Source organism: Ensifer adhaerens, assembly GCF_001270265.1.
Classification (GTDB): Bacteria; Pseudomonadota; Alphaproteobacteria; order Rhizobiales; family Rhizobiaceae; genus Ensifer; species Ensifer adhaerens_B.
Genome location: NZ_LGAP01000005.1, coordinates 114,653 through 134,631, shown reverse-complemented (window position 1 = coordinate 134,631; position 19,979 = coordinate 114,653). Strand labels below are relative to the sequence as shown.

Sequence of the window (19,979 nt, the reverse complement as noted above, 5' to 3'; positions counted from 1 at the left end):
AAACATCGCATGGCGAAGTTCGCTGCGAACCTGACAATGCTGTTTACCGAGGCGCCGTTCCTCGATCGTTTTGCCCTTGCTGCAAAAGCCGGCTTCGAAGGCGTCGAGTATCTCTTCCCCTACGAATTCGAGAAGGTGAGCCTGCGCGCCGAGCTGCAGCGCTACGGTCTGAAACAGGTGCTGCACAACCTGCCGGCCGGCAACTGGGCCGGTGGCGAGCGCGGTATCGCCATCCTGCCCGACCGGATCGACGAGTTCCGCAAGGGCGTGGCCAGCGCCATCGACTATGCGACCGCGCTCGATTGCAGCCAGGTCAACTGCCTGGTCGGCATCGCGCCGGCCGGGGTCCCGGAGGCCGTGCTGCGCAACACGCTGGTCGCCAACCTCAGGCTTGCGGCAAGCGAACTCGGCAAGCAGGGCATTCGCCTGCTGATCGAGCCGATCAACCACTTCGATATTCCCGGCTTCTATCTCAACACGGTCGAGCAGGCCGCTTCGATCATCGACGAGGTCGGCAGCGACAATCTCTTCATCCAGTACGATCTCTACCATCAGCAGCGCACGCGGGGCGAACTCATCGGCACCTACAGGCGCTTTGCCGGCCGCATCGCCCACGTCCAGCTTGCCGACAACCCCGGCCGCAACGAACCGGGTACCGGCGAGATCAACTATCCCTACGTCTTCGACGCACTCGAAGAGGCAGGCTACGACGGCTGGATCGGCTGCGAATACAAGCCGCGCACGACCACGGTCGAAGGCCTCGGCTGGCTTGGCGCCGAGCGCAAGCGCACGCAATCCGCAGACATCATCAAGATCAGGAGTTAAGCACAATGGCAACGATCGGCTTTATTGGACTGGGCATCATGGGTACGCCGATGGCACGCCATCTGCAGGATGCCGGACACACGATCATCACCTCGAAGTTTGCGATCCCGCCGCGCCAGGAACTGCTCGACAACGGCTTGAAGTTCGTTGAAACGCCGAAGGCACTTGCCGAGACTGTTGACACCATCATCCTGATGTTGCCCGATACGCCTGAAGTGAAGGACGTGCTCTTCGGCGAGAACGGCGTCGCCTATGGCCTTTCCAAGGGCAAGCTGGTCATCGACATGAGCTCGATCTCGCCGATCGAGACCAAGGAGTTCGCCAGGAAGGTTCGCGAAACCGGTGCGGAGTACGTCGATGCGCCGGTCTCCGGCGGCGAAGTCGGCGCCAAGAACGCCTCGCTTTCGATCATGGCCGGCGGCTCGCAGGAGAGTTTCGACCGCGCCCTGCCGTTGTTCAAGCTGATGGGCAAGAACATCACCCTCGTCGGCGATTGCGGTGATGGCCAGGTGACCAAGGTCGCCAACCAGATCATCGTTGCCCTGACGATCGAAGCGGTTTCCGAAGCGCTCGTCTTTGCGTCGAAGGCCGGCGCCGACCCGGCGCGCGTGCGCGAAGCGCTGATGGGTGGTTTTGCCTCCTCGCGCATTCTCGAAGTGCATGGCGAGCGCATGATCAAGCGCACCTTCGATCCGGGCTTCCGCATCTCGCTGCATCAGAAGGACCTGAACCTGGCGCTGCAGGGCGCAAAATCCCTCGGCATCTCGCTGCCCAACACGGCTGCGACCCAGGAACTGTTCAACAACTGCGCCGCCAATGGCGACAGCGGTCTCGACCACTCCGGCCTGGTGCGTGCACTGGAGCGCATGGCGAACCATCAGGTCGCCTGAGACCTTTGCCGGCCGCATAAATGCGCATGATCCGTTCGGAGACCCATTGCACCGGGCCGATCATGTGTTCGGGCGGCGGTAGGAGGAACCGCCGCCCGAGACGACTAAGCAATTCCAGCAAGAGCGCGCAGCGGTCTTGCGTCCGGAATTGCGAATGACGGGTAGTAGAGCATCGAAGGCGATGCGACATGCTCCAGGGGGAGACCAATGCCAGCCATCACCGACCCACGCAGCTTCCTGGAGACGCTGTTCACCTCTGCTGTTGCCGCTGCCGATCCGGCACTGGTGATCGCGGCAAATTTGCCGGAGCGGCCAAAGGGCCGGACCGTCGTGGTGGGGGCCGGCAAGGGTGCGGCACAGATGGCGCAAGCCTTCGAGCGCCACTGGGGCGGTCCACTTTCCGGTGTCGTCGTCACCCGCTACGGGTATGCAGCCCAGTGCCAACGCATCGAAGTCTTGGAAGCATCGCACCCACTGCCGGATGAAAGCGGTCTGCAAGCCTCGCGGCGCTTGCTTGCCGAGGTCAGCGGCCTGACGAAAGACGATCTGGTCGTCGCCCTTGTCTGCGGTGGCGGTTCGGCCTTGCTGCCTTCGCCACCTTCGGGGCTTTCGCTCGATGATGAAGTTGCCGTCAATCGGGCGCTGCTCGCCTCGGGCGCGCCGATCAGCGCCATGAACGCGGTGCGCAAGCATGTCTCGATGATCAAGGGCGGCAGGCTCGCAGCCGCTGCCTACCCGGCGAAGGTCGTTTCCCTCGTCGTATCGGACATACCCGGCGATGACCCGGCGCTGGTGGCCTCCGGCCCGACCTTGCCGGATGCAAGCACCCGAGCCGACGCGCTGAAGATCGTCGAGCGCTACGGCTTGCAGCTCCCCGAAAAAGTTCTGGCGTGGCTCGCCGATCCGGCAGCCGAGGCCCCGTCTCCGTCCGACCCGCGTTTCGCCGCCAACGAGGTCCGCCTGATCGCATCCGCTTCCGTCTCGCTCGAAGCGGCGGCCGCCAAGGCGCGGGAAGCCGGCATCGAGGCGATCATTCTTTCGGACGCGATCGAAGGTGAGGCGCGTGACGTTGGCAGCGTTCACGCGGCGATTGCCCGCGAGGTCGCAGGCCGCGGCCGGCCCTTCCCCAAGCCCGTTGTCGTTCTTTCCGGCGGGGAGACGACCGTGACCATGCGTGGCGCAGGCAAGGGCGGGCGCAACAGCGAGTTCCTGCTGTCCCTGGCGCTCGGCATCGATGGCGCCAAGGGCGTTTCGGCGCTTGCTGCCGATACCGACGGCATTGATGGTTCTGAGGACAATGCCGGTGCCTTTGCCGATGGCACGACCATCGCGCGGCTCGCCGAGCAACGGCTCGATGCGGCGGCACTCTTGCAGCGGAATGACAGCTGGAGCGCCTTCGACGCGCTTGGCGATATCTTCAAGCCCGGGCCGACGGGTACCAATGTCAACGATTTCCGGGCTATCCTGGTGCAATAGCGCGCGAGGATAGAGCGACTAACGCATTGGCGCCGCTTGGTCAGGCGGCGCTTCGGGCGAAGTGGCAGCTGACTGTGCCATGGTTGCCGAAATCGGCAACGAAAGTGTCGCCACTGCGCGCTTCCACTGCACGCACGAACGAGCCGGAAAGCACGATCTGCCCCGGTTCGATCGCATCGCCATACTGCGCCAGGCGGTTGGCGAGCCAGGCAATGCCGCGGGCGGGATGATTGAGAACGCCCGCGCCCAATCCGGTTTCTTCGACTTCGGCGTTGCGCGAGACGATGGCGCCCATCCAGCGCATGTCGACCGCGTCGGCCCGCATCGGTCGTCCTCCAAGGATCAGCCCGGCGTTTGCAGCATTGTCGGCGATCGTATCGGCGATGCCCCGCGCCTGCTGCGTCTCCGGATCGCGTCTGACGATGCGGGTATCAAGGATCTCCAAGGCAGGGATGACGAAGTCGGTCGCGTTAAGCACGTTCAGGACGGTGACGCGCGGCCCCTTGAGCGGCGCCTTCATCACGAAGGCGATTTCTGCTTCGACTCGGGGCTGGATGAACCGGTCGGCGGGAATGGTGGCGCCATCCTCGAACAGCATGTCGTCGAAGAGCACGCCGGAATCCGGCGTGTCGATGTTCAGCGCCTGCTGCATGGCCTTGGATGTCAACCCGATCTTGAAGCCGATGATCCGCCGGCCGAGGTCCCGCTTGCGCCGGACCCAGGCGGACTGAACCGCATAGGCGTCGTCTATCGTCATGCCGGGATGCTTGAGGGAGAGCAGACCGATCTGGCTGCGATCGACTTCCGCCTGGTGAAGGCTCTCGGCTGCTTGCGAAATTTCGGCGGAGCTGAGCATGCGACCGTATTCCTCTGGCATGGAGCGCAACCATAACCTTGAGATGGGCGTCCGAAGGACTTCGAGCTTTCCGTTGGCGTTCAAGGCGTGGATATCATCGCTGAAACAGCCGGGATAGGAAAGGGCGAGATGGCCGGCGGGCATGCTTTGATGGAAGAGCCGAGCATCCGGCCACAGAACCTTACGTGTCAGACGGACTGCGTTGCCAGCAACATGCCGAGACCGATGAGGATCGAACCGCAGGCGCGTGGGACCAGCCGGCTCTGGCCGCCAGTGAAACGGCCAAGGGTCAGGGAGGCGAGCAGCACAGCCGCAACATCCGCCGCCGACAATGCCAGGTTGACGAGCATGCCGAAGACCAGGAATTGCAGCGCGACCGGCATCGCCGCTGCCGGATCGACGAACTGCGGCAGGAACGTCACGAAGAACAACGCGGTCTTCGGGTTGAGGATTTCGACGAGGATGCTGTCGCGCAACACGCCCGGACTGGTGTCCGTCTTATGTCCGCCATGCTTGCCGATGCCGAGCAGCATCGTGCCGCCAAGCCAGACCAGATAAACGGCGCCGGCGAGTTTGATCGCAGCGTAGAGAAACGGTGCGTGACTGAGAAGGGCGGCAAGCCCGAGGGTTGCTGCTGCGATATGCACATAGCAGCCGATATGAATGCCGAGAGCCGCCAGAAAACCGGCCTTGCGCCCATGGGCCAGTGTCTGCGCCGTCATATAGAGAATGGCTGGCCCCGGCATGCAGGCAAAGATCGCCGTGGCGACCGCAAACGAAATCCAGTGCTCGATCGAGGGCATCGCAGTTCCTCCGGTTTGCCGGCCGCTCCTCGGGCAGCGCGGCATTCGTCTCGACCCGGTCAGTCCGGAAATCGAGCCGGCAGATAACTACGCTTGGTTGTATCTTCGCGACATACGGCAGGTGCCGTATTTCGGAGCTTCGAACCGGCGGCTAACGATGGGGTGGTTAAGGGAATGTCACCGATGGAGCCGGCGCGGCATGCGGATTTCAGCCAATGGGCAGGCCGATGCGAACCGCGTAGGCGGCGATCTCGGCGGCGCTATGCAGGCTGAGCTTGCGCATCAGGTTTTCGCGGTGCTTGCGTGCAGTGAGAGGGCTGATGCCAAGCCGCTCGGCAATCTCGCGCGCCGTCAGGCCCTGTGCTGCGAGCGAAAGGATCTGCATTTCGCGCCTGGTCAGGGGAATGGGCGAAAGCGCTTCATCGGTGGCGGAGGGCAGGGTCCGCCGCTCCGGGTCGCTGACTGCAAAACGTATCGATTGTGCGAGGTAGATGCCGTTGGCGCCAAGCGCGTCAACCGCAGCGGTAAGCTCGGCCGGGTCGCCATTCTTCGTGAGATAGCCGTTGGCGCCGGCATCGATGGCAGCGCGAACCGTTCGCGGCTCGATATTGGCGGTCAGTACCAGGATCTTCATCCTTGGGGCGATCGCCCTGATGTCGGCGATAAACTGAATGCCCGCCACACCCGGCATGCCGAGATCAAGGATCAGAAGGTCCGACGGCTCGCTCCGGGCAAGTGCCAAAACGGCTTCGCCATCAGCGGCCTCACCAACCACTGATATGCCTTCCATCGTCGAGAGCAGCATCTTCAAGCCTTCGCGCACGATGGCGTGGTCGTCGGCAACGGTGACGGTCATGGCCCTCGACATGTAAGCAATCCTTCATTGAAATCAGCAATTGTCGGCAACGATCATCAGGTCGGCGAGCAGAGGCGGTGCAATGGATTAGCGTGAGCGATTGCAACCTCTCCTGATAGAACTACTATTTCGTCAATCTTACGCGGTGCTGTTCGCAATTTTGCCATTCCACCGTCGGTTGCTTCGGCGCCGAGGGAGTGAGCCAACGCGACGGTCCACAAGCCGGTCGGTGCCTTGCTGAGCGAGGCGCGCAAAACCGCAGCCGAATAAGGTTTACCCCTACTCGATGAAGACCCGGACGCTGGCAGCCCGACCCACGGCGTCGATAACCGTGAGGGTGGAATAGCCAGCACCGTCCGGCTGCCATTGCGTTGTCCGCCTGCGGGTCGGATCGGGAAGCGGCTTGCCATTTGCGAGCCACCGGAAAGGAGCGCGGCCTCCTTGCAGCTTCAAGGTCAGTGGCGACATTGTCTCAAGGCCGACGCCGAGTTCGACGCGCGCACCCTCCGGCGGGAAGACGATCTGTGGCGCCGGCTCGCGCGCCGAAGCGTTGACGAGACCGCTTGCCGTCATCGAGAAACGGCGCTGGCTGATCGGCAGCTCGGTCTGCGAGATGCGAACGGCACCTGACGGCGCATCCGGCAGCGGCGTGATGGGCAAGCCGGATTTGGCAAAGCCTTCAAAGAGAATGGGGGCGGCGGCGCCATAGCCGGTCAATCCCGGGACGGCGCCATTGTCCGGCCGCCCGACCCAGACCCCGAGGACATAACGGCCGTCGTAGCCGACCGACCAGGCGTCGCGGTAGCCATAGCTGGTGCCCGTCTTATAGGCGATGCCCCGCTGGCGGCTTCCTGCCGGCGGAACGACGGCGGAGAGCACATCAGAGACATGCCAGGCGGAAACGGCAGACAGCAGCGGCTCGCCGTCAATCAATCCGGCCGTGCCGGTGATGCCATCGCCAAGCCGCACCGGGAATCCGCGATTGGCGAGACCCGCATAAAGCTGCACGAGATCTCGTAGCGTCAGGCCGACGCCACCAAGGCCGATCGCCAGTCCGGGAGCCTCCCCGGCCGGCAGCACCGGCTTCACCTCGGCGCGGCGGAACCGCACCATCAGCCGGGCAGGGCCGACGACATCGAGCAGGCGGATGGCGGGTACGTTGAGCGACAGTTGCAGCGCCTGGCGCACGCTGACGTCGCCTTGGTAGCTCATGTCGAAATTGCGCGGCCGATAGCCGAAGAAGTCGGCCGGCCGATCTTCGATGATCGTTTCCTGGCTGACCAGGCCTTCCTCGAAGGCGAGACCGTAGATGAAGGGCTTCAGCGTCGAGCCGGGCGAGCGGTTGATCCGCGTCATGTCAATCCAGCCCGAGCGGCTTGCATCGAAATAGTCGGCCGAGCCGACTTCGCCGATGATCTCGCCCGTGCGCGCGTCGGCCATGACCATGGCGACGGACACCCGCGGCCCCAACTTGGCGGCGCCTTCCCGTGCAACCGTCTCCAGGCCGCGTTGCACGTTGCGGCGCAGCGTCGTGTGATGTTGCACGGCCGTCGGCTGCTTGCGCAGCGCCGCCTCGGCCAGATGGGCGGCATAGGCCGGCAGTTGAAGGCGGCGAGTGGGAATATCTGTCATCGCAGCGCGCTCGGCCTCGCCTTCGCCGATCACTTCGGCAACGGCCATGCGGGTCAAGACACGCTCACGTGCCGCCGCGGCTGCGGCATGATTTCGGTCCGGCCGGCGCTTTTCCGGCAGTTGCGGCAGCGCTACCAGCAGTGCGGCTTCGCCGACCGAAAGGCGCTTCGGCTCCTTGCCGAACCAGGCAAGGCTCGCGGCGCGCACGCCTTCCAGATTGCCGCCATAGGGCGCGTGACTCAGGTAAAGATCGAGAATCTGGTCCTTGGACAGGCGGCGCTCGATCTGGATCGCCCGGGCGATCTGAAGCAGCTTGGCCGCAATGCTTCGCTGCTCGCGCGGTTCGATCAGCCGCGCCACCTGCATCGAAAGAGTGGAGGCGCCGGAAACGATGCGGCCATTGGTGACGAACTGCAGCGCGGCGCGGCCAAGCGCGAGGAAGTCGATGCCGGCATGCTCGCGAAACCGCTGGTCCTCATAGGCGACCAGCATCCGCAGGAACTGCGGGTCGACATCATCGACAGTGGTCTTCAGTCGCCAGAGACCGTCAGGCGTTGCAAAGGCCCTGAGCAATTGCCCGTCGACAGCGAGGACCTCGCGGGACACGATGCCGGCCGCCTCGAGCGGCGGCGGAAACGCCTGATCGGCCTTGTCGAGCGCAAAAACCGAAAGCCCCGCCAGCAACATGCCGGCGGAGATCGCGATCAGCAGTTTTCGCGCTATCGACATCATCAGGCCTATTGCGCCGCCAAGACCTCCATGCGCCCGGTCGCGGTGCGTGCCGAGAACTGCGGCCGGTACATGTCTTCGACGCTTGCTGCGGGATGATCGTAGACGCCCGGGTTCACGGCGCGCACAACATAGGCAAGCGTCAGCTCGCGGCTGTCGCCGGCAGTGCGGTCGAAGGCGGCGACGAAGCGGTCGTTGCGGAATTCCGTGTGCGTGGCGGTGATCTCGCCGAGCCATTCGAAGTTCGTCAGCTGGGCGCTGTCGACGAGGCTCGGGTTGTCGATCTGGAAGCCTGCCGGCAGCAAATCGGAAACCAGCACGCGGGACGGCCAGTCGTTGGTTTCGGTCACTTTCAGCACCACGACATAGCGCTCGTTCTGCCTGGCCTGGCTGACATTGGCCTCGGCACCATCAAGGGTGTAATAGGTCCGCTCGATAGCAAAGCCGTCACCGCCGGCTGACAGCGGCTGGGCCGGGGCCGCAACCGTGGTCACCACGGCAGAGACGGCATCCGCTCCCTCGTTCTTGATCACCACCGGATGCGAGAGAAGAGCGTCGCCGGGCATCCTCGCGGCGTAGCTGCCGGTCTTCGAGGCGCCGTTGACGTCAAGCAGCATGTCCTCGTCGCCACCCTGAACGGCACGGGCTGCAAGCAGCATCCAGGCCTGTTCCTGGGTGCTGGTGTACTTCTTCTGCTCCCATTGCCGGGCGACGACCTTCGACAGTTCCGGGATGATCGGTGGAACCGGACGGCTTTCCGCGGCCAGAGCCAGGACGGCTGCATCATCGCGCAGCGAAGAACCGTAGTCGGAGCGCGACAGGCTGACATTGACGAGGCCGGTCGACATGTTGGCGGAGGACGCAAAGATTTCCTGCGACCGCTGGGCATCGCCATAGAGCGCCAATGCCGCCGCGATATGCGCCTTGGCCAGTGGCGTGGGGAAATCGTTGATTAGCGTGTTGGCGTAGTAGCGGATGTCGTTGACCGCAGCCTTGCGATTGCGCGCGAGCACATAGAGCGAATAGGCGATCTCGTTGCCGCGATCCCTAACGTTGGTGTCGTAGCCGAGGCCGTTCTGGAGGTTTTCCAGCGCCTGCACCATCGCTGCCTCAGGCACGTCGTACTTCTGTTCGCGTGCGCGTGTCAGGAAGTCGGTGACATAGGCGTCAAGCCAGAGGTCGCCGTAACCCGGACCCCAAAGGCCAAAACTGCCGGAAGACGATTGGTAGGAGAGCACGCGGTAGATCGCCTCTTGCACCCGCTTCGTCACCTCGCCGTCCTCGGGGAGGCCCGACTGCTTCGCCAGTTCACTCATATAGAGAAGCGGCAACGCCCGGCTCGTCGTCTGCTCGGCGCAGCCATAAGGGTAGCGGTCGAGCGCCATCAGGATGGCGGGAATGTCGAAGGCGGCCGACCGGGTGACGCTCAGCGAAACCGACGCGCCCTGGAGCACGCTATCGGCCAGCAACTGACCATCGATCGTCAGGCTACTTCCTGCTGCAAGGTTAACCACCTGCCGCTGCGTGACCGGCAGAGTAGCCGGGCGCACTGGGATGTTGAGCGCCTGTTCGAGCGAAAGCCCGGAGGCGCCGGTGAGCTGGACGGTGACGAGGCCGTCGCCCGTGTGCTGGCCGACGAGCGGCAGCGTCAGAACCGATTTGCCGCCCTGTTCGAGGCGCACCGTTTCGCTAGGACCTGCCTGTTCCACCGTCACCGGTCCGTTGGTGGTCAGCTCTACCTGGTAGTCACCGGCCGGGGCGTCAGTGTTGGCGATATCGAGCCGCAGTTCGGCGCGATCTCCCGGCGCGAGGAAGCGGGGCAGGCTTGCGGTCACGACGATCGGATCGCGGATCACGACGTCACGGACGGCATGCCCAACGCCGGATTTTGTCCATGCGACGCTCATGATGCGCGCCGTGCCGTTGAATTGCGGGATATCGAAATTGACTGTCGCCTTGCCGTCGGAGTCGAGCTTCACTGGGCCTTCGAAGAACGCCACGAGCTTCTCGGTGGGCGGGCTTCCCTGCAGTGCGACCTGGCCACCGTCGCCGCCGGTGCGCAATTTACCGGTCGCGCCAAGCGAGCCGTCGATCAAACGGCCGTAGAGATCGCGCATTTCGAGGCCGAGCTGGCGCTGGCCGAAATACCAGGCCGCCGGATCCGGAGCTTCGTAACGGGTCAGGTTCAAGATGCCGACGTCGACCGCGGCGATCGTGACATAGGCTTCCTCGTTGGCGCCGGCGCCTGCCACCTGCAGGCTGATGTCGAGCGGCTTGCGCGGCTCGGTCTTTTCGGGCGCTTCGAGGGTGACGGCAAGCTTGCGATCGGCCGGATCGACGGCCAACCATTTGATGCCGATAGCCCGCATCGGCATGCGGCTTTCCTGCGCGTCGCCGGGGCGATAGAGGGTCGCAGTCACATAGGCGCCGGCTCCCCAATCGGCGGTGACGGGCAGATCGACCTCGCCACCTTCGGCGGCGATCGTTGCGGTCTGCGTCGTGACCAGGTCTTCGGTCCCGACGGTCACGAGCAACTCGCCGGCGAAACGCGGCGAAACCTTGAGCTTGGCGGTCTCGCCGACGGCATAGTTTTCCTTGTCGAGCGCGATTTCGAGGCCGTCGGGCGTTTCGGTCGACGTCGAGGCGACATACCAGCCGGCATCGAACTCGACGCTCGACGTCGGTCCGTCGAGAGCAGCCGTCTCAACTTCGAGACGGTAACGACCCCAGCCGACCGGCACGGCGATCTCGCCGCCCTCGGCGGTCACGTCGAGCGTGCCGTTCGCCACCTGCTTGGTGGTGACCACCGGTTCGTATTTCCAGGCGGTTCCGTCGCGGTACCAATGATAGTTGCGCTCGACGCTGATGAGCTTCCAGAGCGCGCCCGGCATGGCGGCCTTGCCGCCGTCGGGGTCGATAGCGATCACGCGGAACTTGCCGACCGAGTTTTCCTGAAGATCGCCGGAGAATTCCGGCTTGATGCCGATCATCGGGTCTTCCGGCTTCACCGGCAGCGTCAAGGAGCGCTCGACGGCGCGGCCGCCGGCTTCGCGCATGCGCACGGTGACATTGGCGTTGATGAGCTGCGTCGTCGACGGCACTTCGCTGAGCGCAACGTCGAAGGTCGACTTGCCGTCGTCATCGAGCGGCACCAGCTCTTCCAGCGGCAGGCGCGTGTCCTCGCTCGCCTCCTCGTCGGCAAGGCCGAAGAAATATCCCTTGAAAGCAGCACTTTCGCGCGTCGGCTTGAGAACCACTTCGCCCTCAAGCGTAAGCCCGGCGGCTGGTGCACCATAGAGATAGCGTCCGTCGACGGCGACCTGCACCGGTTCGCCGACGGCGATCTCCTTTGCTTCGCTCGTCAGATCGAATTCCGTGCGATCCGGCACGAAATCGTCGACCAGGAACTGCTTCTCGCCGATCGGCGAGGCCTTGGGGTCGGTGAAGATCTGCATCGTCCAGGTGCCGCGCATGGCGCTTTCCTGAACATCGAGATCGAGCGTGTGGCCGCCGAGCTTGCCGCCATCGCTGATCATCCGACGGTATTCGACGCCATCAGGGCGCAGGAACACGAAGGTGAGCGGCAGGTTCTCGATCGCCTCGCCATTGACGTCGCGAGCGAGGGCAGCCGCATGCACGGTTTCTCCAACGCGATAGATGCCGCGCTCCGTCCAGGCGAGGATGTCGATCGCGCCGGGGGCGGCACGGCCGGTGACGCCCCGATCCGATAGGTCGAATCCGGCCCTGGTCATGTCGAGGAAGACGAAATCGTCCTCGCCGTTCTTGGCGGTGATCACGGCCGGGGTCAGGGCGGCGGTGCCGCGGATGAGGCCTGCGGTGAAGGTGGCGCGGCCATCGCCATCCGTCGTCGCCGTGCCGAGGATCTCGTTGTTCTTGGCGACAAGCTGCAGCTCCACGCCTTCGATCGGCTTGGCAGTGGCGAGCGAGCGGGCGAAGACATTCAGGCCGTCGGTCCCCGCATAGGTGGATACACCGATGTCGGAGACGACGAACCATTGGGTGGCGCGGGCGTCCCAATCCTGGCTGACGCCGGTTTCCGATGCCGCGGTCAGCACGTAGACGCCGGGCTTGCGCTGCGGCAACGCTTCATCGACGGGGAAGCTGGTGATGACCTCTTTGTTGAGGATACTCTCGATGCCGATCGAGCCCTGCCAGACGAGCTCGCCGCTTTCATCCTCGATGCGTTGGGCACTGTAGCCGTCGATCTGCGTCAGGAACTGCGAATTCTGCAGCACCTGGGCCAGGCTGCGATCGCCGATGCGATAGAGCTTGAGCTTGGCGCTGTCGGTGTTGACGGAAACTAGCGGGATGCCGCGCCGCGCCGTCGACGGCAGCACGAAGCTATCGCCGGTAAAGCGCACCATCTGCCCGCGGTCCTTGACATAGATTTCAAGGCTGACGGGCGCTTCCAGCACTTCGTCGACCGACGAGGGCAGGCCGGTGCGCAGCGTCAGCTTGTAGCGCTGTCCGTGCGACAATCCCTCGACGCAGATCTGGTCGCCCTTGGCTTCGACTGCCTTCGGTGCAGCGCCGTCGAGCGTGACGAAGGAGGCATAGTCGGCGCCGCTCTTCAGCAGTTGCTCGGAGAATTGCACGCAGGCGCGCGGCGAGGCGCTGTCGGCGTCCACAGTGTTTTCGATCACGCGGAAGCGCTTGCGCTCTTTCAGGTCGAGGTAGGCGGTCTCGACCGTTTTCGATTGCACGAGTTCGAGACTGGCCTTGTAGGCATTCAGCGCGCCACGGAAGTTCTCGGCATTTTCCAGTGCCTTGGCGAGAACGGCCAGCGCATGGGCGCGGCTTTCGGCAGTGCGGGTCAGCTGGTAGCCGTTGATCGCCGCAAGGGCGGCCTGCGTGGCGACATCGGTATTGCCGGTGACCCGGTTTGCCGTGCGCGCCGTTTCGAGCCACAGCTCACTGTCTTCGGGGGTGATCGCAAGCGCGCCCTGGAATGCCTTCAAGGCACCGTCGATGATGCCAGCGGCCGCTTGGGCGCGCGCCGTTTCGATCAGGCTGTTGACGCCGAAGCCCTGCTGGTCGTCGGCAAGCGAAAGGTTCGCCTTGGCGTCGCGCGCGTCCTGAAGGATCTGGTCGGAAATGAAGGAAAGGCGCGGAGGAGCGCCGAGGTCCGGCTGCGCGGCCTGTGTCTGGACGATCTTGCCGGCGATGGCGCCGGGGAAGTCGTTCAACTGGTTGTAGTCCGACTTCAGAAAGCACCATTTCACCTTGGGATTGTAGGTGAACGCACGGCAGGATTGGTCCGCAATGCAGGCGGTCTCGCACTGATCCAGGGAGACATTCTGCTCGGTTCGAAGATCGAAACCGAAATAGTCACCGTCCTGGGTGATCTCGACCTGGCGGCCGGTCTCGGCCGAAAAAGCCGGGTATCCGGCGGCCAGAACAGAAACAAGGAGAGTGGAAAGGCCGAAAAACGCGCGCACAGACATAAGTCCTCCCAACGCAGCCGGTCTCGATAGGGCTTCACTTTTTCAAGGTTCCTGACGCCTTGTCAACCGCAGACGTCCAAGAGTTGGACGACAATTTACGCGAGAACGAACAGCGTGTCCTGGTACGACGACATCACGCCGACAGGGCGCTTAACCTCTCTGTTCCCTAAGGAAAGCGACGAGCGAGCGGCCGGCGTCGAGGATATGGTCTCGGGTGAGCGACGAGGCCAGTTCGGCGTCGCCCTTGGTGCAGGCCTCGAGGATCGCCTCATGCTCGCGCGCCGCGCGCTTCATGCCGTCCGTCAGCGTCAGTTGAGCGCGGAGATAGCGATCGATACGGTCGAGCGAGGCGCGCACGATCTGCAGGTAGTAGGGCCGCCGCGCGGCCTCATAGAGGCTGTAGTGGAAGTTCCGGTTGGTCTCGCCCCACTTGGCCGAATCGGATTCTTTTCCAAACTCGTCGCAGTGTCTGCGGGCAAGCTCGAGCGTCCTTCTGTCCATGTTGGGCACGGCAAGCCGGATGACTTCTGCCTCCAGCAGCGCGCGAAATTCGAAGATCTCTTCGATTTCCTCGATGGAGAGGCCGGCAACGACGGCGCCCTTGTAGCGTTGTGTCGTGATCAACCCATGCTGTTCAAGGCGCGAGAGCGCCTCGCGCACGGGGATGCGGCTGGTGTTGAACATCTGGGCGATCTGGTCCTGCCGCAGGTTTTCGCCTTCGGCGAGCGCGCCCTCGATGATCGCCTTGCGCAATGCCTCATAGACGATATCGGCTGCAGAAGCGGCTTGCCTGATATCAACGGCATCGAGTTTCATTGCGTCCAGACCCCAGCGGCTTGTGTCTCTGGCAGTGCGGAAAACTGCCGTGGTTCTGGTCATAGGTCCATTCCTTTGGCCGGGCAACAGAGCGTGCGGCTTTCCTCAAAGTTTCGTATATTTCAGATTGTATATTGGATCCAATCTTTCTATGACTGTTGGCAAGTCGACTGTCAGCGGCCCTTTGGCCGCCGAATGAGAGCCGTTCTCCTGAGTGTCGACGTGCAGATATCAAGGCATGGCATGTGGATGCGGTTCGCATGCTTCGTGTGGAGGCGAGAGATGCGCAGCAGCAAGGTCATTCATATTGTTTCCTGCCATGCGGAGGGGGAAGTCGGCGATGTTATCGTCGGCGGCGTCGCGCCGCCGCCGGGCAAGACGCTCTGGGAGCAACGGCGCTTCATCGCCGAGGATCAGACCTTGCGCAATTTCGTGCTCAACGAGCCGCGCGGCGGGGTCTTCCGTCACATCAACCTGCTGGTGCCGCCGAAGGATCCGCGCGCGACCATGGGCTTCATTATCATGGAGCCGGAGGACACGCCGCCGATGTCGGGTTCCAACTCGATCTGCGTCTCGACCGTGCTGCTCGACAGCGGCATCGTGCCGATGCAGGAGCCCGAGACGAGGATGGTGCTGGAGGCGCCCGGCGGACTGGTCGATGTCGTCGCCACCTGCCGCAACGGCAAGGCCGAGCGCATCACGGTGACCAACGTGCCCTCCTTTGCCGGCAAGCTCGATGCCAAGCTTGAGGTGGAAGGGCTCGGCACGCTCACCGTCGACACGGCCTATGGCGGCGACAGCTTCGTGATCACCGATGCTCGCACGCTCGGCTTTTCAGTGACGCCGGACGAAGCCCGCGAACTGGCCGAGACCGGTATCAAGATCACGCGTGCCGCCAACGAGCAGCTCGGATTTTCACATCCCGAAAACTCGGAATGGGCTCATATCTCGTTTTGCCAGCTGACGCTGCCGGTGGAAGAGCGCGACGGCGTCCTGCACGGTCGCAACACGGTGGTGATCCAGCCAGCTAAGCTCGACCGCTCGCCGACCGGCACGGGCTGCTCGGCACGCATGGCGGTGCTGCACGCCCGCGGACAAATGAAGGTCGGGCAGCGTTTTGTCGGTCACTCCATCATCGATTCGACGTTCGATTGCCGCATCGTCGGCGAAACGACCGTTGGTGGGCGCCCGGCCATCGTTCCGGAAATCTCCGGTCGCGCCTGGGTCACCGGCACGCACCAGGTGATGCTCGATCCGGCTGATCCGTGGCCGGCCGGCTACCGGCTCGCCGATACCTGGCCTCGCAAACAGTAGGCCCTCGGCGGCCTATTCCTCGGCAATGATGCGCGTGGTGCCGACCCAGAGTTCGCGGGCCGGCCCTGCGCCGATGTTGCGGGCGCGGTGCGGCAGGGACGAGGGGAAGTGCAGGGTGTCTCCTGCCTTCAGCACATATTCCTTTCCGTCGATCTCGTAGAGCATCTCGCCTTCGATCAGATAGAGAAAATCCTCGCCTTCATGGCTGGTCAGTTCGGAGGCGTAACCGACCGGCATGTGGGTGATGCAGCCGTTGAGCTGGGCGCCGGGAAAGCCGCGCTCGAGCAGTTCATAGACGCGCTCCTTGGTCTCGACGTTATAGCCGCGGCGCTCGCCGGCGTGAGACACCATGGAATGGGCATGCTGAGGCGGCTGCGACAGGAAGGTGTCGACGCTGGTGCCGAGCGCATTGGCGACATTGTAGAGCGAGATCAGCGACGGGGTCGAAATGCCTCTTTCGATCTGGCTGATAAAGCCCTCGGTCAGACCCGCTTCGTGCGCGACCTGCTTCATCGTCTTGCCGATTTCCTTGCGGCGTGCCCGCAGCATCTGGCCGATGGTTGCGGCCGCAGGCATGTCGGAAAGGGGGGCGCCGGCGTCGGCCACAGGCGCCTCATCCGTATCGAGAGGCATGGTTTTCTTTCTGCTTGACTCGCGTCTGTTGTTGTACTTTAGTCCAGCTAAAGTCGGTTATGCAAGCGGATCAGCTCCGCTGCTTTACCGCTTTAAAAAGGGGAACAACAAGAATGCCTTCGCCGCAATCCGGACGCAAGAAAAACGTCCGGAAAAAGTGGATCCAATATCCAATTAATGCGCCGAGGTGTCGCGCCGGCGTTTGCCGGTCGATCAAACAGGAGGAGTGAGAGATGAAACGTTTGTTGCCGATCTTACTAGGCGCGGCACTCGGGCTGGCTGCGGCCACGTCTGCACTGGCCATCGAGCGTGGCGGCGCGATGACCTTTGCGCGCTACGACGATTCCACGGTCATCGACCCGGTCTATGCAGATCGCAATCCGGATCTCTGGATGGTCACCGGCCTTTACGAAACGCTGCTGCGCAACGGCCCGGACGGGTCGATCGTGCCGGGGCTGGCCGAGGGCTACGACGTCGCTGCCGACGGGCTTTCGATCAAGCTCAAATTGCGTGACGGCCTGAAATTCTCCGACGGGTCGGCCCTGACGGGTGCCGACGTGGTGTTCTCGCTCGATCGGGCCCGCAACCCAGAGCTTGGCCCCTGGGCCGGCCTGCTTGGCGCCGTCGACAAGGTTTCCGCCGAAGGCAACCAGGTGACGCTGACGCTCAAGAACCCGGACCCGACCATCGTCTCGATTCTCGCGACCTTCAACACCGGCATCATGCCGCAAGCGGCCTTCGAGAAGGCGGCCGGCGCAAACGACCAGGAAAAGGCGCGCGCCTTCTTCGAGGCCGGCCCGGTAACCTCCGGCCCATTCACCATGAAGAGCCGCGTGCAGGGCTCGAGCATGACCTTCGCACGCAACCCGAACTATTGGCGGCCCGGCACGGACGGGCAACCGCTGCCCTATCTAGACCAGGTTGATTTCGTCATCATCCCTGACGACGCTACTCGCATTCTCAAGCTCCAGGCCGGTGAGGTCGATGCCGCGGAATTCATTCCTTTCGCCCGGGTTGGCGAACTCGGCGCCGATCCCGCGCTGAAGATGGAGCTCTTTCCCTCGACCCGCATCGTCTATGCACCGATCAATACGCGTGAGACCCGCAAGGACGGCTCCAAGAACCCGCTTGCCGACGTCAAGGTACGGCAGGCGCTGAACTACGCCACCGACAAGAACGTCCTGATCAAGCTCGTCACCTTCGATACTGGCAAGCCGATGACGTCGCTGATGTCGGCCGCCACCCAGCTCCATTACGGACCCGAGCCGCTCTATCCCTACAATTCTGAAAAGGCCAAGCAACTGCTCGACGAAGCCGGCCTCGGCGGGGGCTTCGAGGTGACGTTCACCACGCTTGCCGGCAGCGCGGACGACGCGACCTTGTTCACCGCCCTGCAGCAGATGTGGTCGCCGCTCGGCGTCAACCTCAAGGTCGAACAGGTCGACAATCCGACACGCGGCGAGAAGAACCGGTCCGGAGACTTCGACATCCACACCTATGGCTGGGCAAACGACGTCAACGACCCGGCGCAGGTCACCGGCTGGCTCGGCTACTACAAGCAGCGGCAGGCAGTGGGTACCGGCTGGAACAACGCAGAATTCAACACGCTGTTCGAGGCGTCCAATGTCCAGGTCGATCCGGCCAAGCGCAAGGACGAATACAAGCAGATGCAGGAAATCTATGCAGAGGGCGCGCCGCTGCTCTTCCTGTTCGAAACCCCCTTTGCCGTTGCCGTTTCGAAGTCGATCGAGGGATATGTACAGACGCCACTCGGTGCGAACGATTTCTCCGAGGCCTGGCGGGCCAAGTGACGACAGCGTGATTTCCGCATGTCGGGCGGCGAGCGCTGCCCGACACCGCTCACAAGGTTCAATCCATGCCCTCGTTATCCTATCTTCTGGCGCGGTTGCTGCAGATCATCCCGACCTTTCTTCTGGTCATGATCTTCATCTTCCTGCTTGTCCGGCTGCTGCCCGGGGACCCTGCCATCGCCATGGCCGAAGCCAAGGCGACGGACGCGCAACTCGAGCAGATCCGCCACAATCTCGGCCTCGATCAGCCGCTGCCGATCCAGTTTCTCGTGTTCGTCAAGAACACACTGACCGGCGATCTCGGGCGTTCGATCATGCTGAAGGCGCCGGTCACCGAGATCATCCTCGCGCGCCTGCCGACCACGATCTTCCTGGCACTCTACTCGGTTCTGCTGGCAATCTGTCTCGCAGGGCCGCTCGCGTTTCTTGCCGCCTCGCGGGTCAACAGTCCCGTTGATGTGGCAATTCGCAGCGTCTTCCAGGTCGGGCTGTCCATGCCGGTCTTTTACATCGGTCTGGTGCTGCTGACGGTTCTTGGAGCCCAGCTGCGCTGGTTTCCCGTCGGCGGCTACGGGACGGGCTTTCTCGACAACCTTCATCACCTGATCCTGCCGGCGCTCAGCGTCGCGCTCTACACCTCGGCCATCATCCTGCGCAACCTGAGGGCCTCCCTGATCGAAGTGCTCGATGCCGACTACGTGCAGTTCGCCCGCGCCAAGGGGTTGTCGCGGCGCATCGTCATGACGCGGCATGTGCTGCGCAACGCGCTGGTCTCGACCGTGACGCTGCTCGGCCTTTCCATCGGCAACCTGATGAGCGGAACGCTGGTCACCGAGACCGTCTTTGCCGTTCCGGGCGTCGGTCGGCTGATGTTGGAGGCGATCTTCGCGCGTGACTATCCGCTGATCCAGGGGCTCACGCTCACCTTCGCTGTGCTCGTTTCCGTCGTCTTCCTGCTGACGGACATCGTGCAATCCTGGCTCGATCCGAGGCTTCGCCAGTCATGAGCATTGTCGTGCAATCTCCCATCCGCAAAGCGGGTCGCTTGCGTCCCTTTCTTGGCCGGGCCTTCTCGCGACCGTCCTTCGTCATCGGCTTTGCGATTCTCACCCTGTCGATCGCGCTGGCTCTTTTTCCGCAGGTGCTGGCACCCTACGATCCGCTCGCCTTCGACCTGAGTGCGATCCAGCAAGGGCCGAGCCTTGCCCATCCCTTCGGCACCGACAATTTCGGCCGCGATGTGCTCTCGCGAGTCATCTGGGCCTATCGTGTCGATATGCAGATGGCCTTCTTCGCCACGATCTTTGCGCTTCTGATCGGGGTGACCGTCGGCGCCTTCGTCGGCTATTACGGCGGCATCGCCGACACCATCTTCGGCCGCTGCGTCGATGCGATCATCACCTTTCCCTTCCTCGTGCTGGTCATCGCCATCGTTGCGGTGCTCGGGCCTGGCCTCGTCAACATGTATGTGGCGATCACGGCGGTGAACTGGGTCTATTATGCCCGTCTGACGCGGGCGGAGATCATGGCGCAGAAGGCCAACGACTATGCCGCGGCCGGCCGCGTGCTCGGCTATTCCGACCGGCGCATCATCTTCCGGCATCTGCTTCCCAACGCGACATCGCCGATCATCGTCTACTGGATGACCGATATGGCGCTCGCCATCCTGCTCGGCTCGTCGCTCGGTTATCTCGGCCTGGGCGCACAACCACCCGCAGCCGAATGGGGCGTCTTGATCGCCGAGGGCCGCAATTTCCTGCTGACGGCCTGGTGGATGAGCCTGATGCCGGGCATCGCGATCGTGCTCACCGGCCTCGGCTTCAGCCTTGTCGGCGATGCACTGGCCGATCTGCTTCGACCGAAAGGGCGCTGA

At 63.4% G+C, this 19,979-nt stretch carries 14 protein-coding genes; 7 read left to right on the top strand and 7 right to left on the bottom strand.

Annotation, left to right across the window (positions count from 1 at the left end; all coding sequences use genetic code 11):
• The first annotated feature begins 9 nt into the window (after positions 1 to 9).
• The 3 genes from hyi (at position 10) to AC244_RS11955 (ending at position 3,191) form a co-directional block, all read left to right on the top strand.
• A complete protein-coding gene (gene hyi / locus AC244_RS11965; RefSeq protein WP_053249046.1) occupies positions 10 to 825 on the top strand; it encodes a hydroxypyruvate isomerase in 816 nt (271 codons plus the stop codon).
• The gene (glxR, locus tag AC244_RS11960; RefSeq protein ID WP_234716922.1) at positions 795 to 1,715 is read left to right on the top strand and encodes a 2-hydroxy-3-oxopropionate reductase; all 921 of its coding nucleotides are present in this window, start codon (positions 795 to 797) and stop codon (positions 1,713 to 1,715) included. Before hyi ends, glxR begins: the two co-directional genes overlap by 31 nt.
• A gap of 207 nt (positions 1,716 to 1,922) precedes the next feature.
• Positions 1,923 to 3,191 carry a glycerate kinase gene (locus AC244_RS11955; RefSeq protein WP_053249044.1) on the top strand — a complete coding sequence of 423 codons (1,269 nt, stop codon included), beginning with the start codon at positions 1,923 to 1,925 and terminating at the stop codon, positions 3,189 to 3,191.
• Positions 3,192 to 3,231: 40 nt separating this feature from the next.
• On the opposite strand, the gene hpaH is transcribed toward AC244_RS11955, so the two are convergent.
• From hpaH to AC244_RS11925, 6 genes are all read right to left on the bottom strand, one after another.
• The gene (gene hpaH / locus AC244_RS11950; RefSeq protein WP_053249139.1) at positions 3,232 to 4,047 is read right to left on the bottom strand and encodes a 2-oxo-hept-4-ene-1,7-dioate hydratase; all 816 of its coding nucleotides are present in this window, start codon (positions 4,045 to 4,047) and stop codon (positions 3,232 to 3,234) included.
• Between the two features lie 188 nt (positions 4,048 to 4,235).
• Positions 4,236 to 4,850: a LysE family translocator gene (locus tag AC244_RS11945; protein WP_053249043.1), complete on the bottom strand. Its 615-nt coding sequence runs from the start codon at positions 4,848 to 4,850 to the stop codon at positions 4,236 to 4,238.
• Positions 4,851 to 5,058: 208 nt separating this feature from the next.
• Positions 5,059 to 5,718, bottom strand: coding sequence for a response regulator (locus AC244_RS11940; RefSeq protein ID WP_053249042.1), 660 nt, complete (start codon positions 5,716 to 5,718; stop codon positions 5,059 to 5,061).
• A 267-nt stretch (positions 5,719 to 5,985) separates the two neighbouring features.
• Positions 5,986 to 8,025, bottom strand: a complete 2,040-nt coding sequence (pbpC, locus tag AC244_RS11935; RefSeq protein ID WP_414735918.1) for a penicillin-binding protein 1C — start codon at positions 8,023 to 8,025, stop codon at positions 5,986 to 5,988.
• Between the two features lie 50 nt (positions 8,026 to 8,075).
• The gene (locus AC244_RS11930) at positions 8,076 to 13,526 is read right to left on the bottom strand and encodes an alpha-2-macroglobulin family protein (protein WP_053249137.1); all 5,451 of its coding nucleotides are present in this window, start codon (positions 13,524 to 13,526) and stop codon (positions 8,076 to 8,078) included.
• Between the two features lie 156 nt (positions 13,527 to 13,682).
• The gene (locus AC244_RS11925) at positions 13,683 to 14,411 is read right to left on the bottom strand and encodes a GntR family transcriptional regulator (protein WP_234716917.1); all 729 of its coding nucleotides are present in this window, start codon (positions 14,409 to 14,411) and stop codon (positions 13,683 to 13,685) included.
• A 219-nt stretch (positions 14,412 to 14,630) separates the two neighbouring features.
• Between AC244_RS11925 and AC244_RS11920 the strand changes: the two genes are divergently transcribed.
• Positions 14,631 to 15,662, top strand: a complete 1,032-nt coding sequence (locus AC244_RS11920) for a trans-3-hydroxy-L-proline dehydratase (protein ID WP_053249040.1) — start codon at positions 14,631 to 14,633, stop codon at positions 15,660 to 15,662.
• 12 nt (positions 15,663 to 15,674) lie between these two features.
• Here AC244_RS11920 and AC244_RS11915 read toward each other — a convergent pair whose 3' ends face one another.
• A complete protein-coding gene (locus AC244_RS11915) occupies positions 15,675 to 16,295 on the bottom strand; it encodes a helix-turn-helix domain-containing protein (RefSeq protein WP_082366827.1) in 621 nt (206 codons plus the stop codon).
• 233 nt (positions 16,296 to 16,528) lie between these two features.
• Here AC244_RS11915 and AC244_RS11910 point away from each other — a divergent pair, with 233 nt between their 5' ends.
• From AC244_RS11910 to AC244_RS11900, 3 genes are all read left to right on the top strand, one after another.
• Positions 16,529 to 18,106 carry an ABC transporter substrate-binding protein gene (locus AC244_RS11910; protein WP_053249039.1) on the top strand — a complete coding sequence of 526 codons (1,578 nt, stop codon included), beginning with the start codon at positions 16,529 to 16,531 and terminating at the stop codon, positions 18,104 to 18,106.
• Between the two features lie 65 nt (positions 18,107 to 18,171).
• Positions 18,172 to 19,113, top strand: a complete 942-nt coding sequence (locus AC244_RS11905; protein ID WP_053249038.1) for an ABC transporter permease — start codon at positions 18,172 to 18,174, stop codon at positions 19,111 to 19,113.
• Positions 19,110 to 19,979, top strand: a complete 870-nt coding sequence (locus AC244_RS11900; protein WP_053249037.1) for an ABC transporter permease — start codon at positions 19,110 to 19,112, stop codon at positions 19,977 to 19,979. The genes AC244_RS11905 and AC244_RS11900 overlap by 4 nt, the downstream gene beginning before the upstream one ends.

Coding starts and splice junctions, on each gene's coding strand:
- hyi (WP_053249046.1), top strand. CDS start 10: ATGGCGAAGTTCGCTGCGAACCTGACAATGCTGTTTACCGAGGCGCCG.
- AC244_RS11955 (WP_053249044.1), top strand. CDS start 1,923: ATGCCAGCCATCACCGACCCACGCAGCTTCCTGGAGACGCTGTTCACC.
- hpaH (WP_053249139.1), bottom strand. CDS start 4,047: ATGCTCAGCTCCGCCGAAATTTCGCAAGCAGCCGAGAGCCTTCACCAG.
- AC244_RS11945 (WP_053249043.1), bottom strand. CDS start 4,850: ATGCCCTCGATCGAGCACTGGATTTCGTTTGCGGTCGCCACGGCGATC.
- AC244_RS11940 (WP_053249042.1), bottom strand. CDS start 5,718: ATGTCGAGGGCCATGACCGTCACCGTTGCCGACGACCACGCCATCGTG.
- pbpC (WP_414735918.1), bottom strand. CDS start 8,025: ATGTTGCTGGCGGGGCTTTCGGTTTTTGCGCTCGACAAGGCCGATCAG.
- AC244_RS11925 (WP_234716917.1), bottom strand. CDS start 14,411: ATGACCAGAACCACGGCAGTTTTCCGCACTGCCAGAGACACAAGCCGC.
- AC244_RS11920 (WP_053249040.1), top strand. CDS start 14,631: ATGCGCAGCAGCAAGGTCATTCATATTGTTTCCTGCCATGCGGAGGGG.
- AC244_RS11915 (WP_082366827.1), bottom strand. CDS start 16,295: ATGCCTCTCGATACGGATGAGGCGCCTGTGGCCGACGCCGGCGCCCCC.
- AC244_RS11910 (WP_053249039.1), top strand. CDS start 16,529: ATGAAACGTTTGTTGCCGATCTTACTAGGCGCGGCACTCGGGCTGGCT.
- AC244_RS11905 (WP_053249038.1), top strand. CDS start 18,172: ATGCCCTCGTTATCCTATCTTCTGGCGCGGTTGCTGCAGATCATCCCG.
- AC244_RS11900 (WP_053249037.1), top strand. CDS start 19,110: ATGAGCATTGTCGTGCAATCTCCCATCCGCAAAGCGGGTCGCTTGCGT.